This is a genomic window from Actinoplanes sp. CA-015351 (assembly GCF_050955685.1).
Lineage (GTDB): Bacteria > Actinomycetota > Actinomycetes > Mycobacteriales > Micromonosporaceae > Actinoplanes.
In genome coordinates this window covers 6296531-6313100 of the sequence record NZ_CP192102.1, presented here as the reverse complement: position 1 = coordinate 6313100, position 16570 = coordinate 6296531, and the positions used below count along the sequence as shown (strand labels likewise).

15 protein-coding genes are annotated in these 16570 nt (G+C 68.9%); 6 read left to right on the top strand and 9 right to left on the bottom strand.

From position 1 onward, the window contains the following. A complete protein-coding gene (locus tag ACQP2E_RS28790; RefSeq protein WP_433826079.1) occupies nucleotides 1–846 on the top strand; it encodes an ABC transporter permease in 846 nt (281 codons plus the stop codon). Then, nucleotides 843–1658 (top strand): ABC transporter permease, encoded by an 816-nt coding sequence (locus ACQP2E_RS28785; RefSeq protein ID WP_433826078.1) that lies wholly within the window; start codon nucleotides 843–845, stop codon nucleotides 1656–1658. Before ACQP2E_RS28790 ends, ACQP2E_RS28785 begins: the two co-directional genes overlap by 4 nt. An 828-nt stretch (nucleotides 1659–2486) precedes the next feature. On the opposite strand, the gene ACQP2E_RS28780 is transcribed toward ACQP2E_RS28785, so the two are convergent. From ACQP2E_RS28780 to ACQP2E_RS28765, 4 genes are all read right to left on the bottom strand, one after another. Next, a complete protein-coding gene (locus ACQP2E_RS28780; RefSeq protein ID WP_433826077.1) occupies nucleotides 2487–3002 on the bottom strand; it encodes a hypothetical protein in 516 nt (171 codons plus the stop codon). A 137-nt stretch (nucleotides 3003–3139) separates the two neighbouring features. Then, on the bottom strand, nucleotides 3140–4561 hold the full coding sequence (locus tag ACQP2E_RS28775; protein ID WP_433826076.1) for an aldehyde dehydrogenase family protein: 1422 nt from the start codon (nucleotides 4559–4561) through the stop codon (nucleotides 3140–3142). A gap of 44 nt (nucleotides 4562–4605) precedes the next feature. Beyond that, nucleotides 4606–6000: an NAD(P)/FAD-dependent oxidoreductase gene (locus tag ACQP2E_RS28770; protein ID WP_433826075.1), complete on the bottom strand. Its 1395-nt coding sequence runs from the start codon at nucleotides 5998–6000 to the stop codon at nucleotides 4606–4608. Next, complete coding sequence (locus tag ACQP2E_RS28765; protein WP_433826074.1) at nucleotides 5997–7250, bottom strand: glycosyltransferase; 1254 nt, start codon at nucleotides 7248–7250, stop codon at nucleotides 5997–5999. Before ACQP2E_RS28765 ends, ACQP2E_RS28770 begins: the two co-directional genes overlap by 4 nt. A gap of 145 nt (nucleotides 7251–7395) precedes the next feature. Here ACQP2E_RS28765 and ACQP2E_RS28760 point away from each other — a divergent pair, with 145 nt between their 5' ends. After that, nucleotides 7396–8034 (top strand): TetR/AcrR family transcriptional regulator, encoded by a 639-nt coding sequence (locus tag ACQP2E_RS28760; RefSeq protein WP_433826073.1) that lies wholly within the window; start codon nucleotides 7396–7398, stop codon nucleotides 8032–8034. Here ACQP2E_RS28760 and ACQP2E_RS28755 read toward each other — a convergent pair. The 4 genes from ACQP2E_RS28755 to ACQP2E_RS28740 are packed head-to-tail and all read right to left on the bottom strand — an operon-like array spanning nucleotide 8000 to nucleotide 11847. Beyond that, complete coding sequence (locus ACQP2E_RS28755; protein WP_433826072.1) at nucleotides 8000–9124, bottom strand: ABC transporter ATP-binding protein; 1125 nt, start codon at nucleotides 9122–9124, stop codon at nucleotides 8000–8002. The two genes, ACQP2E_RS28760 and ACQP2E_RS28755, sit on opposite strands and share 35 nt — an antisense overlap. After that, nucleotides 9121–9879, bottom strand: coding sequence for an ABC transporter permease (locus ACQP2E_RS28750; RefSeq protein WP_433826071.1), 759 nt, complete (start codon nucleotides 9877–9879; stop codon nucleotides 9121–9123). The genes ACQP2E_RS28755 and ACQP2E_RS28750 overlap by 4 nt, the downstream gene beginning before the upstream one ends. Next, nucleotides 9872–10723: an ABC transporter permease gene (locus ACQP2E_RS28745; RefSeq protein ID WP_433826070.1), complete on the bottom strand. Its 852-nt coding sequence runs from the start codon at nucleotides 10721–10723 to the stop codon at nucleotides 9872–9874. The genes ACQP2E_RS28750 and ACQP2E_RS28745 overlap by 8 nt, the downstream gene beginning before the upstream one ends. A 2-nt stretch (nucleotides 10724–10725) precedes the next feature. Further along, nucleotides 10726–11847 (bottom strand): polyamine ABC transporter substrate-binding protein, encoded by a 1122-nt coding sequence (locus ACQP2E_RS28740; RefSeq protein ID WP_433826069.1) that lies wholly within the window; start codon nucleotides 11845–11847, stop codon nucleotides 10726–10728. 206 nt (nucleotides 11848–12053) lie between these two features. Between ACQP2E_RS28740 and ACQP2E_RS28735 the strand changes: the two genes are divergently transcribed. The 3 genes from ACQP2E_RS28735 to ACQP2E_RS28725 all read left to right on the top strand — a co-directional run bounded on the left by ACQP2E_RS28735 (nucleotide 12054) and on the right by ACQP2E_RS28725 (nucleotide 15601). Further along, entirely contained in the window at nucleotides 12054–13298 is a 1245-nt protein-coding gene (locus tag ACQP2E_RS28735) for a hypothetical protein (protein ID WP_433826068.1), read from the top strand. Further along, nucleotides 13298–14248 carry an SIS domain-containing protein gene (locus ACQP2E_RS28730; RefSeq protein ID WP_433826067.1) on the top strand — a complete coding sequence of 317 codons (951 nt, stop codon included), beginning with the start codon at nucleotides 13298–13300 and terminating at the stop codon, nucleotides 14246–14248. Before ACQP2E_RS28735 ends, ACQP2E_RS28730 begins: the two co-directional genes overlap by 1 nt. A gap of 123 nt (nucleotides 14249–14371) precedes the next feature. Beyond that, entirely contained in the window at nucleotides 14372–15601 is a 1230-nt protein-coding gene (locus tag ACQP2E_RS28725) for a vanadium-dependent haloperoxidase (RefSeq protein ID WP_433826066.1), read from the top strand. Nucleotides 15602–15794: 193 nt separating this feature from the next. Here ACQP2E_RS28725 and ACQP2E_RS28720 read toward each other — a convergent pair whose 3' ends face one another. Beyond that, nucleotides 15795–16415 carry a DNA-3-methyladenine glycosylase gene (locus tag ACQP2E_RS28720; RefSeq protein WP_433826065.1) on the bottom strand — a complete coding sequence of 207 codons (621 nt, stop codon included), beginning with the start codon at nucleotides 16413–16415 and terminating at the stop codon, nucleotides 15795–15797. Nucleotides 16416–16570 lie beyond the last annotated feature (155 nt).

Sequence of the window (16570 nt, the reverse complement as noted above, 5' to 3'; positions counted from 1 at the left end):
GTGTCCTTCTTATACCGGCACCCGCGAGTGCGGCTGGCCGCTCTGCTCTCGGCGCCCTTGCTCTGGCTGGTCGTCGCGTACCTTGGCGCTCTCGCGGTGCTGCTGGTGTCGGCGTTCTGGACTGTGAACGGCTTCACCGGAGAGGTGGTCCGGGAGTTCTCGCTGCAGAACTTCCGGACCCTTCTCACCGAAGAGGTCTACCGTGCCGTGACGTTGCGCAGCCTCGGCGTCGCCTTTTCCGTGACCGCGATCTGCGTGGTGATCGCCACCCCGATGGCGTTCTTCATGGCGAAGGTCGCTTCGTCTCGGTATCGCAACTGGCTGGTGATCGCGATTCTCACCCCATTGTGGGCTTCGTACCTGGTCAAGGCATATGCCTGGCGGATCCTGCTCGCCAACGGCGGCCCGATCGACACGCTGCTCGGCGGCCCCGGCAACGGTCCCGGGTACGGGTTGGTCGCGACGGTCATCGTGCTGTCGTACCTCTGGCTGCCGTACATGATCCTGCCGATCTACGCCGGTCTGGAACGCCTGCCGGACTCGATGCTGGAGGCCTCGGCCGACCTCGGCGCTCGCGCCGGCCGCACCTTCCGTGCCGTGGTCCTGCCGATCCTGATCCCCTCGGTGATCGCCGGATCGATCTTCACGTTCTCGCTCTCGCTGGGCGACTACATCACCGTCCAGATCGTCGGCGGCAAGACCCAGATGATCGGCAACCTTGTGTACGCGAACATCGGCGCCGCCAACAACCTGCCGTTTGCCGCCGCGATCGCCACCATCCCGGTCCTGATCATGGTCATCTACCTGGTCGCGGTCCGCCGCTCGGGCGCTCTGGAGGAGCTGTGACGCTGTCCCTGCCGGCACGCTGGGCGCTGCGCCTGTTCATGGGCCTCGGCCTGCTGTTCATCTACGTCCCGCTGATGCTGGTACTGGTCAACTCGTTCAACGGCGACCGCACCTTCGCCTGGCCGCCGCACGACTGGACCACCCGCTGGTGGTCCGCCGCGTGGGCGAACGAGGGCGCCCGCGCCGCCCTGTTCACCTCGGTGCAGGCCGGCCTCGCCGCCACCGGCATAGCCTTGGTGCTCGGCACGATGGTGGCGTTCGCCGTACAGCGCTTCGCCTTCTTCGGCCGCGACACCGTCTCGTTGCTGATCATCCTGCCGATCGCGCTGCCCGGCATCGTCACCGGCATCGCGCTGGACAGCGCGTGGCGCTCGGTGATGGGCGATCTCGGCGTCAGCAAGGGCCTGTTCTCGGTGGTTGTCGGCCACGCCACGTTCTGCGTGGTCACTGTCTACAACAACGTGCTGGCGCGGCTGCGCCGCACCGGCACGAACCTTGAGGACGCCTCGGCGGACCTGGGCGCGTCACCCTTTCAGACTTTCCGGTACGTGACATTCCCGCTGATCCGGTCGGCGCTGCTGGCAGGCGGGTTGCTGGCGTTCGCGCTGTCCTTCGACGAAATCATCGTCACGACGTTCACGGCGGGTCCCGGGGTGACGACGCTGCCGATCTGGATCTTCAACAATCTCTTCCGGCCGAATCAGGCGCCGGTGGTGAACGTGGTGGCGGCGGTTTTGATCGTCCTGTCAGTGCTGCCGGTCTGGCTGGCCCAGCGCCTGGCCGGCCCAGCAGCAGGCGCCAGCCGAACCTGACCGGCGTTTCCGGCGTTTCCGTCGTGTGTGTTGAGCCGGGGTGCGAGCCGTGGCTGTTCCGGGGCGGGGAGAGTCGGGCCGTTCTGGTGAGCTTGCGCCGCCGCGCTGATCGCCATTGGTGGGCGGTAGCGGGTTCGGGGTGGGGTAGGGCGGAGTAGCGGTGTGGCGGTGTGGCGGTGTGGCGGTTTCTTGGTACGAGGTATCGCTCGGAGATCTTGTGCGGTTTGGCAGGCTGGTCGACCACTAGTGCACGACGTGGTGCTGCACGGTTCGGCGTGGTGACGCGGTGCTTCGCGGTTTCGGCGTGGTGACGCGGTGCTTCGCGGTTCTGAGGTGGTGAGCGGGTGCTTCGCCGATCTTGTGGAGTTCGGCGAACCGTTTGCGGGTAACCCCGCAAGATCGGCTGGGCCTGTTCGATCTTGTGGAGTTGTGCGGGACGTCTGCGCGGAAGTCCACAAGATCCAGCCGGCGCGGCGCGGCGCGGCGCGGGGTGGCGCGGGCGGCGTGGGGCGGGGCGGCCCGGGGCGGCGCGGGCGGCGTGGGGGGGGGCGACGCGGGGCGACGCGGGGCGACGCGGGGCGGTGCGGGGCGACGCGGGGCGGTGCGGGGCGACGCGGGGCGGGGCGACGCGGGGCGGGGCGACGCGGTGCGGGGCGACGCGGTGCGGGGCGACGCGGGGCGACGCAGGGCGGCAAGGGGCGACGCGGGGCGGCGCGGGGCGGCGCGGGCGGGAACGCAAATGGTGAAAGTCGAGTGACCGCAAACTCCCAAGATCTGCCCGGCGCCCGGCGCCCGCTGCCCAGTGCTCGGTTCCCGGTGCTTGGCCCTCTAGTGGTGCTCGTGATCTGTTGCGCGGGCGGTGCACAGGAACGCCCCTCCGACCGCGAACGCGCCCAGCACCCCGAGTGAGATCTGCTGCTGATGATCGGTCTGCCGCTCATACGTGACCTGGTTGACCTCGATCACCCGGTCATGATCCTCAAGGACGTACCGCCCGTCCCGCATGGACGGGTTGCCGTCCAGCGAGGCGAACGCCAGCACTACGGTCAGCCAGAACCCGAACACGACGACGCCGGCAGCGATCGCCGCCCAGTGCGGTACGTGCGGCGGCACCCAGGAAGCGAGCCGCCACGCACGCCGGGGCTGCTGGGTGCGGTACCCGCGCCGGTTGCTGAGGATCCCGGCCGCAAAACCGGGCACGGTGAGGAACGCGGCCACACCGACCGCGATGGCCGCGTCGAACGGGCGCGCGCCGGCGGCCAGCGCGATGATGAGGCCGGCCGACCAGAGCACGCCGGCCCCACACATCACACTGAGCAGCAAGAGTCCCCGACGCGAGATCATCAAGGGAAACGCTAGTGTTCCGCGGATCCCACGGTGGCCTTTTCGCCGCGCTGGTCGCCCCAAGAACCGCAGCTGGGTGGCCGGTCACGCTCGCGCAGCCGGGTGGACGACGAGACCGCGCCGGCAACCGTCGCGCGTCAGGCGGGGCGGAACGACGTGTGCGGCTCCGGTGCGGCGTGCTTGATCATCAGGTGGCGGGTGACCGAGTACTCGCCGATCGCCTCCTGGCTCATGTCCTTGCCGAAACCGCTGCCCTTCACGCCGCCGTGCGGGGCTTCGGACGCGATCGGCAGGTGGTCGTTGATCCAGGTCACGCCGAAGTCCAGCCGGTGCGCCACACGCAGCGCCCGCGACACGTCCTGCGTCCAGATCGACGAGGCAAGACCGTACGGCGTGTCGTTGGCGAGCCGCACTGCCTCATCTTCGGGAGAGGACGAGGAGAACGGAACGGCCACCAGCACCGGACCGAACACTTCCCGCTGCACGATCTCGCTGGCCTGGTCGGCGTCGACGACAAGCGTCGGCGGGTAGTAGAAGCCCGGCCCGCCGGTCACCACGCCGCCGGTCACCACGGTGGCGCCGGCGGCCTGCGCGCGAGAGACGAAGCCGTGGGTCCGGTCGCGCTGCGCAGCGGAGATCATCGGCCCGATGTCGGTACCGTCCGCCGACGGGTCGCCGACCTTGATCGTGGCGAGCACCGACCGCAGCGCCTCGACGCCCTGGTCGAAGATGCCGCGTTCCAGGTAGACGCGGGTGGCCGCGGTGCAGTCCTGCCCCGTGTTGTAGGTCGCGCCCATCGCCACCCCGGTCGCCATCGCGGTCAGGTCGGCGTCCGGGAAGACCAGCGCCGGCGCCTTTCCGCCGAGTTCGAGGTGAAGCCGCTTGAGGCCGGTGACCGCGCCGGACATCACCCGGCGGCCGGTCTCCGACGATCCGGTGAGGCTGACCATGTCGACGCCCGGGTCGGTGACCAGGGCCTCGCCGACATCGCCGCCGCCGGTGACGACGGTGACAAGCCCGGCCGGTGCGCCTGCCTTCTCGATCAACGAGGCGAGCAGGATCGTACTGCTCGGTGTCTGCGGGGCCGGCTTGATCACGACGGCGTTGCCGGCCGCGATGGCCGGCCCGATCTTCCAGATCGCCATGATCAGCGGGAAGTTCCACGGCGCGATCGCACCGATGACGCCGATCGGGCGGCGAACCATCAGTGACGTGTACCCGGAGGAAAGCACTCCGGCGCCGGTGCCGTCCAGCGAACGCGCTCCGCCCGCGAAGAACCGCAGGTTGTCGACAGCGAACGGCAACTCACCCTCGGCGAACACCGGAATCGGCTTACCGGTCTCGGCCACCTCAAGCCGGGTGAACTCGTCGGTGGACGCCTCGACCAGGTCGGCGAGGCGCAGCAACACCCGCGCCCGCTCGCCCGGCGTCACATCACGCCAGGTCAGGTATGCGGCTCGGGCACGGGCCACCGCCGCAGCGACATCCGCCGGGTCGGTGTCGGCGACCTCGGCGGCTACGCCGCCATCGGCCGGATTGATGATCACGCGAGGCGACATGGTTGCAGCCCTTTCAGGGGTACGCGTACGAGTGTGATCGGTCGTCAGCTGTTGAAGCCGACTCCGAAGTGGTCGAGCAGACGCAGCCAGGCGCCTCGGCGGCCGTCCAGGTCAGCCTTCACCATCTGATGACGGGTGAGTGCCACCACCGGATAACGCACCGGCTCCGGCGGGAACGGCATGCCGCGCCGGCGCACCATCGCCAGCTCGGTGAGCGGCGACGGCTCCCCGGCGAGCAGGTCGAGTGCGACCCGCGCACCGAACCGCGACGACGCCACGCCGAGGCCGGTGTACCCCACCGCGTAAGCCACCCGCCCGCCGTGCGCCGTACCGAAGATCGGCGTGAAACGACTGGTCGAGTCGATCACCCCGCCCCACCGGTGGGTGAATCGCAACCCGTCGAGCTGGGGGAACGTCTCGAAGAAGTGCCGGGCGAGAAGCTGATGAGTCGCCGGCCGCTGTTCGTACGCGGCAGCCACCTTCCCACCGAAGTGGTAGATCGCGTCGTAGCCGCCCCAGAGGATGCGCCCGTCCGCGGTCGGCCGGTAGTAGTGGAACTGGTTGCCGTTGTCCGTCAAACCCTGCCGTGACGCCCAGCCGATCGACTCCCACTGCGCGTCGCTCAGCGGCTCGGTGACGAGCACGTGATCGTAAACGGGCAGCACCCACGGCCGGACTCGACGCAGGGGAGACGGGTAGGCATTCGTGGCGATCAGTACTTTGCCGGCCCGTACCGTGCCGTTGGGCGTACCCACGGAGATGCCGCCGGCGGAACGCCGGAGAGTGGCCACCGGGGATTCGTCGTGGCGGCGGACGCCGAGCGAGTCGGCGAGGCGGGCCAGGCCCCAGGTGAGCGCGGCCGGGTCGACCAGGCCGCCGGAGTCGTGAATGCGCAGGCCACCGAGGTATGTGGGGGAGTGCACGTCGGCCTGCGCGGCCGACGCGTCGAGCAGCGTGACCCGGTCGCCGATGGCGGAGTGGACGGCGGCGGCGGAGGCCAGCTCGCCGAGGTGGTGCGGCGCGGTGGCGTGCGTCGTCTTGCCGACCAGGCGTAGGTCGGCGTCGATGGAGTGTTCCGCGACGGTCTTGGCGATTTCCGCGAGGTTGCGCCGGCCCAACTCGGTGAGCTGCTCGAACTCGCCCGGCCAGCGGGCCTGGCCGTGGGAGAGTCCGTGGGTGAGCGATTCGCTGACGAACCCGCCGTTGCGGCCACTCGCCCCGTAACCGACGTGCTGCCCCTCCAGGAGCAGCACGTCGGCGTCCGGGTTGTCGTGTTTTGCCTGCACGGCGGCCCACAGGCCGGTGAACCCGCCGCCGACGATCACCAGATCCGCGCTCGCGCCGTCCGGTACGGGCGGTCGACGATCGGGTGCGCCCGGCCGATCGGTCCAGAAGACGGCTGGAGCCGCATCAGCCAGGGCACGATCGATATCGGTCACGGAAGCTTCTCGATGAGGTCGGCGGCCTTACGCAGACCGTCGCGGCTGCGGATGTCGGCGCTGATCGCGGCCAGGCGTGCGTGCAGATCGGCGTCACCGAGCAGCTTCTCCACGGAAGCGGAAAGCTCCTCGTCGGTGAACCCGTAGGTGTCCAGCCGCACGCCGAGGCCGAGTTCGTGCACTCGCTGGGCGTTGTCGTACTGATCCCAGAAGAGCGGGAGCAGCACCATCGGCTTGCCGAAGTGCAGGGCCTCGGTGACCGTGTTGTTGCCGCCGTGGGTGATCACCAGGTCGACCTGGGGGAGGATCGAGGTCTGCGGAAGGAACTCGGCGCCGTACATGTTGTCGGCGAGTTCGATCTCGGCGTGCAGCGGGCCCTTGGAGACGATGTATCGGTGCGGGGTCTTCGCAAGGACGGCGATCACCCGGCGCATCAGCTCGACGTCGGCCGAGCCGAGGGAGCCGAGGCTGAAATAGATCAGTTTCCCGGGCAGCTCCGCGATCTCGGCCGGCAGCGAGAACACCGCGTCCGTCTCGCGTACCGACGAGTCGAGCCGGTGCCACGAGGAGTCCAGCGGCCGGGACGACGTGTAGTCAGCGGCCTCCGGGAAGACATAGAGGTTCAGGTCACCCGGGTGGATGAAATCGAGGTCGGGCAGCGGCTGCGCGCCCTGCTCGACGACCCACGCGTTGAAGTCGGTCCAGAGCTGCCGATGGGTACGGTCGTATTCCTCGCGGAAAGCCGGCCAGCCGGAGGTTTCGTCCTGCGCGTACCCGGAGAAGACCGGCGCGATGCCGTCGCCGCGAACCTCAAGGGGGTTGCACGAGACGATGCGTACGAACGGGACGCCGGCCGTGTTGAGCGCCGGGAACGCCACCACGTTGTCCTCGACGATGACGTCCGGTTTCACCCGCTCGATGATCTCCAGGAGCTGCGGCTGGCAGTACTTCGCGCCGACGATCAGCTCTTCCCAGACCGGTTTCACCCAGGTGTCGAGTTGCTCGATGGTCGGCTTGCGGAACTCCGGCGCGGTGTCGCGGATGAAATCCTTCCAGAACTGGCCGGCGTCCTGCTCGTCCGGATTCTCGGGCGGCGGCGCGAGGTTGACCAGATCCTCCTCGAAGCCGAGGGCGGTCAGTTTGCCTTTCCAGGAGGCCTCCGCGGCGAACACCACGCGGTGTCCACGCTGCCGCAGGATGTCTCCAATCCCGATGCAGTTGTTGGTCGGTCCGTAGGCGCTTTCGGGCATGAAGAGTATGGTCAGCTTGCGTTCCGACATGCGACACCGTCCTGACTCGGATTTGAATTGCAATTCAAATATCGTGTGCTCCGGCCGTCAAGGGCGGCCGGTAGGCTAACTGAGGTCAACTTTTCTTCAGGCAGGACGAACATCAGTGACGACTCCCCGCAAGCGCCGCGCCGACCGGCAGCAGGACCTGATCGAGGCCGCTCAGCGGGCGATGGTTTTGCACGGCACCGACGGCGTGCACCTCAAGCAGGTCGCCGCCGAGGCGGGCCTCACTTCCGGCGCGGTGCTGTACCACTACTCCGACCTGCAGGACCTGCTGCTCGACGCGCACCACGCGGGGATGGAGCGCTTTTACGAGCACCGGGTCCGCGAGATCGACGCGGTCGACGATCCGGCAGCGCGCCTCGTCGTCACTGTCCGTTCCGGCCTGCCTGCCGGTTCCGACGACGTCGACGTGCGCCTGCTCTGCGAACTCGGCGGCGCCGCCGGCCGCAACCGGGTCTACGCCGCCCTGCTCACCACGCTCTACGACCGCCAGGTCTCGATGTACCAGGGGATTCTCGAGTCCGGCGCGACACAGGGCGTCTTCACCCTTGCCGACAGCGCGACCACGATCGGCCGCAACCTGGTCGCGCTCGAGGACGCTTACGGTTACCGCATCGTGGCGCGTCACCCGACGATCGGCGTCGCCGAGGCCGAGGAGCTGATCCTCAGCTACGCGCGGGGAATGACCGGACATCCGCTGCCCGTCACGCCGCGGCGGAAGCCGCGGTCGCGGAGCTAGGCGGCACCAGCACCGCATCTGCCGTCCCCCAGCTCAGATCAACTGCTTGCTGGGGTACGACCACAGGGGCCCCGTGCCGATGAACCAGAACCGGCGCCGGGTGCCCGGCCACCTCGACCGCGATCCTTGATGTGCCGCCGTAGAAGCTGACGTCGAGCACGGTGCCGCTCAGCACCCCGCCGCTCAGCACCCCGCCGCTCAGCACCCCGCCGCTCAGCACGGAGCCGCCCTCGTTCAGCGTGATCTGTTCCGGGCGCACTGCCAGCACCGCCGGCTCGCCCACGCTGACCGCACTCTGGTCGCTTGTCGTGCCGGGGAGCTGGCCCAGCGCCTCGGAGGACAGGCCGGCCTCGGTCGCCGTACCGGAGAAGAAGTTGTTGCCGCCGATGAAGTCGGCGACGAACCAGGTGCGGGGCGCACCGTAGAGCGCGACCGGCGAATCCACCTGTTCCACCGCGCCGTGGTTGAGCACCGCGATCCGATCCGCCATCGACATCGCCTCCTCCTGGTCGTGGGTGACGACGACGAAGGTGATGCCGACCTCGTGCTGCAGCTGCTTGAGCCAGAGCTGCATCTCGGCGCGGACCTTGCGATCGAGGGCGGAGAGCGGCTCGTCGAGCAGGAGCAGCCGGGGTCGTTTCACGATGGCCCGGGCCAGCGCCACCCGCTGCCGCTGGCCGCCGGAGAGCTGATGCGGGCGGCGCTTGGCCGCCGGGGCGAGGCCCACGCGTTCGAGGACCTCGCCGACCCGCTGGGTGATCTCGGCCTTGGGCAGGCCTTCGCGGTGCAGGCCGTACGCGATGTTCTTCTCGACGCTGAGGTGCGGGAAGAGCGCGTAGGACTGGAACATCAGGTTCACCGGGCGCTGGTGCGCCGGCACCCGGGTGAGGTCCTCGCCGGCCAGGGTGACAGTGCCGCTGTCCGGTGTCTCGAATCCGGCCAGGATGCGCAGCAGCGTGGTCTTGCCGCAGCCGCTCGGTCCGAGCAGCGCGAAGAACTCGCCCTCGGCGACGTCGAGGCTGACGCCGTCCAGGGCGGTCACGTCGCCGAAGCTGCGGCGCACGCCGTCGAGGGAGAGGAAGGCGGTCATCGGCGCTCCGTCAGTCGTGTCAATCGGGCGGCGGCGATGATCGCGGTGAACGTGACCGCGAGCAGCACCGTGGCGAGGGCGTTGATCTCGGGGGTGACGCCGAAACGCACCATCGAGTAGATGACGATCGGCAGGGTCGGCGACTGCGGCCCGGCCGTGAAGAACGCGATCACGAACTCGTCGACCGACAGCGTGAACGCCAGCAGCGCTCCGGCCACGATGCCCGGTGCCAGCGTCGGCAGGGTGATCCGCAGGAACGTGCTGAAACCGTTCGCGCCCAGGTCCCGCGAGGCCTCTTCGAGCGACGGATCGGTGCCGTTCAGGCGGGTACGGACCACGGCGGCGACCGCGGCCGTGCCGAAGACCGCATGCGCCAGCAGCACCGAGTACAGCCCGAGGGTGAGCTGGATCAGCGAGTAGAACGCCAGCAGGCCGATGGCGAGCACGATGTCCGGCAGGATCACCGGCAACGTGGCGATCGCGTCCAGGACCTTCGAGCGGGTGTGCCGGGCCAGGCCGACCGCGAGCAGCGTGCCGAGCACGGTGGCGATCACTGTCGAGCCGGTCGCCACGAGCAGCGTGTTGCCCAGCCCGATGCGGATCTGCTCGTCCTTCGCCAGCTCGGCGTACCAGCTCAGGCTGAAACCGCTCCAGCTGTACGGCGAGTCGCCCGCGTTGAACGACATCGCGACGACCACGACGATCGGCACGTACAGGAAGACGTACGTGATCCAGAACGGGATCTTCTTAAGCATTCTTGTCTCCCGTCAGCCGGCGGGCGCTCCACGCCTGCAGCATCAGCAGGAGCATCAGCATCGCCACCAGGATCAGCGCGAGAGTGGCGCCGAACGGCCAGTCGCGGGCCTTGAGGAACTGGTCGCGGACCAGGTTCCCGACCATCGCGGTCTGTCCGCCGCCGAGCAGTTCCGGCACCACGAAGTTGCCGATGCTGGGCACGAAGACGAAGACACACCCGGTGATCACGGCGGGCAGGGTCAGCGGCAGGGTGACGGTCAGGAACGCTTTCGCCGGGCGGGCGCCCAGGTTCGCCGCCGCCTCCAGGAGCTGGTCGTCCTGCTTCTCCAGCGCGGCGAAGAGCGGCAGGACCATGAGCGGCAGGTACGCGTACAGCAGGCCGGCCACGATTGCCGGCTTCGTGTAGAGCAGTTGGAGGGGCTCGTCGATCAGGCCCCATCCGGTCAGCGCGTCGTTGATCAACCCGGCCGGGCTGAGCAGGACGATCCACGCGTACGTGCGGATCAGGAAGTTGGTCCAGAACGGCAGGACCAGCGCGATCAGGGCGATCGTCTTCCATTTGCCGGGGAGGCGGGCGATCACGTACGCCGTGGGGAAGCCGAGCAGCAGCGCGAGCAGGGTGGTCACCCCGGCGATCTCCACCGAGGTGACCAGCACGTCCAGGTACAGCGGGTCGACGGCCCGGAGGAAGTTCTCCGTTGTCGGCTCGTAGACCAGCCCGCCGAAGCGGCCCCGCTGGAAGATGGTGTAGCTCAGGACCAGGGCCAGCGGCACGACCATGAGCACCGTCAGGTATCCCAGCCCGGGGCCGAGCAGCGTGAGCCGCTCCAGCGACCGTTTCATCTTTAGCTGGCCGCCACTTCGGTGACGATCCGGCTGTAGTCCGTCGCGCCCTCGCCGAGGTCGACCAGGGTCTCGCCCTTGAGCAGGTCAGCCGGTGTGGTGGCGAGGTTCGGGTACTGCTTGATCAGGGCCGGGTCGATCGACTCCATGGCGGCCTTGTTCGGCACCTTGTACAGGATGTTCTGCACGGCCCAGGAGTGGATTTTGGGGTCCAGGATGTAGTTGATGAAGGCGTGCGCGGCCTCCTTGTTCTTGGAGGTCTTCAGCACGACCATGGTGTCCACCCAGAGGTCGCTGCCCTCCGTCGGCACCGTGAACTTGATCTTGTCGTTGTCGGTGATGCCGTAGTTGCACCAGCCGTCCCACGCCTCGACCAGCGCCGCCTCGCCGGAGACCAGCCGGGAGTAGAACGTGGTGTCGTCGAACGCGAGCAGCGACTGCTTCGCGGCGGTCAGCTTCTCCTTGACCTTCGCCAGCTCGGCGGGGTCGGTGGTGTTCGCCGAATAACCGAGGGACTTCTGCGCCGGCAGCATCAGCCACCGGTCGGTCTGCAGCATCGTGATCTTCTTGGCCAGCTCGGGTTTCGGGCTGAGCAGGTCGTTCCAACTGGTCGGTTCGTACCCGGTGAGGTCGCTGCGGTAGCAGAGCCCGGTGGTTCCCCAGGTGTAGGGCACCGAGAACTTGTTGCCCGGGTCGTAGGCGAGATTCGTCGCCTCCGGGTAGAGGTTCGCGAGGTTCGGGATCAGGTCGGCGTGGATCGGCTCGACGAGGCCCTGCTCGGCGAGCGCCTGAGCGAACGGGCCGGAGACGAACGCGACGTCGATGCCGCTGTCCCCGCCGGCCGTCAGCTTGGCCATGATCTCTTCGTTGGTGGCGTGCTTCGTGACGGTGACCTTGGATCCGACCGCCTTCTCGAAGGTGGCCGGCAGGTCCTCGGGCATGTAAGCGTCCCAGTTCGAGACGGTGAGTGTCTGTTTGGTGAGGTCAGCGCTCGGGTTCAGCGCGTCGGGCGTCGCCTGCGCGGTCGCGCCGGACTCGCCGCCACCGCAGGCGGCTGCCGCCAGAACGAGGGCGGCGGCCGCCGCGCCGGCGAGGGCTCGGCGGATCGGGGGGATGCGTGACACGTGGTTTCCTCCAGGTGGAGTTCCGGCCTGGCCGCCGAGTGTTGCAGCACGCGTCAGCGGAAACAAGACTAAAAACCAGGCTGCTGACCTGGTAATTTCCTTTTTACTTTGAATCGCGATTCAGAAACATGGCCTGACCTGCGAGGGTGATGATCCACCTGGCAGGGTGTTATTCCAAGATCCGATTGGTACGGGGGAGGGAGCTCATGGAAGCCGACGAAACGGGCGCTTCGGTCGCGTTGGTACGACTGATCGCGTCCGGCGGTGACGCGTTGTCGCCGGGGCGGTTGCATCGCTTCCCTGGTCCGCCGCCGGTGCTGGGTTCGGCGGTCGAGCGCCCGATCACCGTCGACCAGACGCACCGCTCGGTCGTGGTCGGCGAGAGCGTGGTCGTGAAGTGGCTCCAGCCCCCGCTGCCCGCGCCACAGCGCACCCCTGAACTGCTGGCGCACCTGGCAGAGGTGGGTTTTGGGCGGACGCCGCAGCCGTATGCGGCCCTGTATCGGCGGGACATTTCACCCACGACGACGGCCCACGGTGTGCTTTCCTCTTCTGGGGCGGCGGCACACGGTGTGCTTTCGTCTTCCGGGGTGGCGGCGCACGGTGTGCTTTCGTCTTCCGGGACGGCGGCACACGGTGGGGCTTCGGCTGAGCTTGTTGCGCTGATTGTCGCGTTTCTGCCCGGTGCGGTGGACGGGTGGGAGTGGGCTGTCGACGATCTGCTCGCCGAGCTGGGCGGTGGCGCCCTGGCGGTGATCGGCGGGCTGCTCGGTGAGCTGGCCGCCGAGCTGCACGTCGCCCTGGCCACGCCCTCGTCCGTGCTGCCGGACCCCGTCGGAGCGGCCGCCCCGGCTGACGTCGCCGGCTGGACGGGGCAGGGGCTCGACGCACTCGACGAGGCGCTCCAGCTGACCGACGGTGCCGACGGGGAGTGGCTGGCCTCGGTGGCACCGGCGATCCGGGCCGATCTCGCGCTGCCCTCGACTCGGGGTGATCTTGCGCTTCCTGGGTGGGCCGGGACGCCGGTGCAGCGGCTGCACGGTGACCTGCACGTCGGGCAAATTCTGCGGTGGGAGGGCGGGTATGCCGTGGTCGACTTCGACGGGAACCCGGCCGCGCCGCAGGACTCCGCCGAGCCGCCTGCCCGGGACGTCGCCCAGCTGCTGGTCAGTCTGGGCAACGTCGGCGCGATCGCCAACAAGCGCACCGGCCATGCGCACGCCGCGCGGGTCGCGGCGTGGGTCGATCGGGAACGCGACGCGCTGCTCGGCACCTATCGGCCGGTCGCCGGAGGGCTGTTCGACGAGGATCTGCTGGCCGGTTTCGAGGCCGCGCAGTTGTGCCGGGAGCTGATCTACGCGGCCCGGTTCCTGCCCCGGTGGCGTTATGCGCCGATGGAAGTTCTGCACCACCGATACCGCACACACTCGCGCTTCACCGAGGAGCTTTGATGGACGCCGCCCTGTTCCTGCGTGACCTCGAAGAGAAACCGGAGGCGCTGGACCGGCTCGCCGGCTCGTTGGTGGACGCTGATCCGTTCGCAGGGCTTTCCGCGTACCCAAGAAGGGTTTTGATCTTGGGAATGGGCAGCTCGCGCTATGCGGCGAGGGTGGGCGCGCTGCGGCTGCGCGCCGCCGGCATCGATGCGATCGCGGAGTACGCCTCGGCGGAGGCCTCGCTGCCCGCCACGCCGGAGACGCTCGTGGTGGCGATCTCCGCGACCGGCGGCAGTCGCGAGACGGTTGACGCGGTCGCGCGATATCGGGGCAGATCGCCGATCGTGGCGCTGACCAACAGCGTTGATCCGGCGCCGATCGCCGAGGACGCGCTGCTGACCGTGCCGATGCTGGCCGGACCGGAACGCGGAGGGGTGGCGTGCCGCAGTTTTCAGCACACGCTGGCGCTGCTGCTGGCGATGAACGCGCAGCTCACCGGCGTTGCGTTCGATGGTCCGGGGCTGTTGCGGCGTGTCGCTGAGGCGACCGCGCATCTGCTCGACAAGCGTCATGACTGGTTGCCGATGGCGTTGGAGTTGCTCGACGGCGATCTCTACACGATCGCGCCGGTGGAGCGGATCTCGTCGGCGGAGCAGTCCGCGCTGATGGTGCGGGAGGGCCCGCGTCGCCGGGCTGACGCGACCGAAACCGGTGACTGGGCGCATGTGGACGTCTATCTGACCAAGACGCTGGACTACCGGGCGCTGTTGTTCCCCGGGTCTCGGTACGACGACCAGGCGATGGACTGGGTCCGGCAGCGGGGTTCGACGGTGCTGTCGGTGGGTGCGCCGGTGGAGGGCGCGGCCGGAGTGATCCGTTATCCGCACGACGACGACGCGGACGTCCGGCTGCTGACCGAGACGCTGGTGGCGGAGCTGGTGGCCGCTACGTGGTGGGCGGCCTGAAACGTGTGGTTCCCCGAAAGCCGCGACAAGTTATAGCTATCGATGTTCCTGTGGTGCCGGTGTCCGGTTCGATGAGCCTGACGACCGTCTACACAGGGGGAAATGATGGCTCGATCTTTGTTTGTGCCCGTTCTTACCGCGGCGCTGGTCCTGACACCCGCACCGGTGGAGGCGTCCGGGCGGGCGATCCCGGCGGACGCCGTGATCACCTGGAACCTGCACGCCGAGGAAGCGATCTGGACCGTCGCCCGGCAGAACCCGTGGGTGCAGGGGCGCAGCTTCTCGATGGTGCAGGGCGCGGTCTACGACGCGGTCAACGCGATCGCGGGTACGCCGTACCGGCCGTATCTGACCGCTGTGCCGGCGACCGGGCGGGAGTCGGCCGGTGCGGCGGTTGCCGCTGCCGCGTACCAGGTTCTGACCGGGATCTTCCCGGAGCAGCACGACCGGATCCGCGCGCAGTACGACACATTCCTGGACGGGATCCCGGACGGCGCGGCCGAGCGGGGCGGCATCGCGATCGGCGAACGAACCGCGGCGGCCATGCTCACCGAGCGGCAGGGCGACGGCGCGTTCGGGGTCGAGGCGTTCCCGGTCGGGACGCTCCCCGGCCAGTGGCGTCCGACGCCGCCGACATTCGCGAACCTCGGCGCGTGGACCGCCGACCTCAAGCCGTTCTCGATTCCCAGCACGTCGGTCTACCGCACCGCCGGGCCGCCGGCACTGGACGGCGTCGCGTACGCCCGTGACCTGAACGAGGTCAAAGAGGTCGGAGGCGTGAACAGCACGGTGCGTACCGCCGATCAGAGCGACGCCGCCCGCTGGTGGCACGACAGGCGGATGACCCAGTGGGAGATCAACCGGCAGCTGATCGTCTCGCAGCGGCTCGGTGGGGTGCAGGCCGCCCGGTTGCTGGCTCTGGTGAACATGGCCGTCACCGACGCGACGTCGGCCTGCTTCAACGAGAAGCGGCACTGGGGTTTCTGGCGGCCGGTCACGGCGGTGCGGCTCGCGGACACCGATGGGAACGCGGCCACCGTCGCTGATCCTGAGTGGACGCCGCTTCTTGTGACGCCGGGCAGTCCGGATTACACGTCGGGGCACGCGTGTGCGACCGGTGCGTCGATGACGGCGCTGCTGTTGTTCTTCGGGCGGGATCGGATCGGGTTCAGTGCTACCAGCGCGGATACCGGGAGTACGCGGCGGTTTGCGGCGTTCTCGCAGGCGCTGACTGAGCTGATCAACGCACGGGTGTGGGGTGGGATCCACTTCCGCAGTGCCGACCTTCAGGGGGCGAGGATCGGGGTCTCGGCGAGCACGTATGTGTTCACGCACGAGTTCCGGCGTTCGTAGGGGTTCCGGGGTGTGCCGGCCGGCGTTCGTGGGGTTCGGGGTGTGCCGGCCGGCGTATGCGGGGTTCGGGGTATCGGCCGGCGTATGCGGGGGTTTCGGGTGTGTCGTCCGACGTTTGAACGGTTTTGCACGTCGGCCCGCGTAGATCTTGTGAGTTTCGGGTGCCGCCGATGGCCGAAGCTCACAAGATCGGTCACCTGCTGGCGAGGGGAGGCCGGCGGCGGGGTGTGTGCCGGCGGTACGTGCTCACTGTCGGGTCGCCGCTGACCCAGAAACGCCACGGCACATCGTGGGCGGAGCTCACACCTACCCGTGGGCCGGACTCGATCTGTTCGGTCTTGTCCGGCTCGGTGGGCGGGTGCAGAGTGGCCGGACCGGAGCCGTCCATCAGCGGTGAGTCGTTGGCGGCGGTGTTCAGTGCCAGGACTTGCATGAGTTTCCCCGGCCCGCCGGCCAGGTCGGTGTCGCGGCGGGCAGCCGGACGACGCTGCCTCGCAAGCTCCAAGCCGTCGACCACCTCGCCGGCGCGGAGCAGCACAGCGGCGGCCCGGCCGGTCTCTCCGCAGACGACGTTCGCGCAGAAGTGCATTCCGTAGATCTGATAGACGTACAGCCGCCCAGCGGGCCCGAACATCACCGCATTGCGGTTCGTCATCCCGCGGTGCGCGTGGCTCGCGGGATCCTCACCGAGTCCGCTGTACGCCTCGACCTCGGTGATCCGCACGGTCACCCCGTTAGCGGTGAGCCGCCAGTTGAGCAGCAGTTTTGCCGCTTCGTCCACTTGATCGGCGGGCAGATCCAGCCACGAACTCACCCCGCCACCCAACCACGCCCGCCCTGATCCCGGGCACCGGGGGGTGCCGTGCCCACCCGCATGGTTCCGCCCGTAGGCCCCGTCGTTGGCGCGTCGGCGCGTCGGCGCGTTGGCCGTTGGCCGTTGGCCCGTCGGCCCGTCGGCCCGTCGGCCCG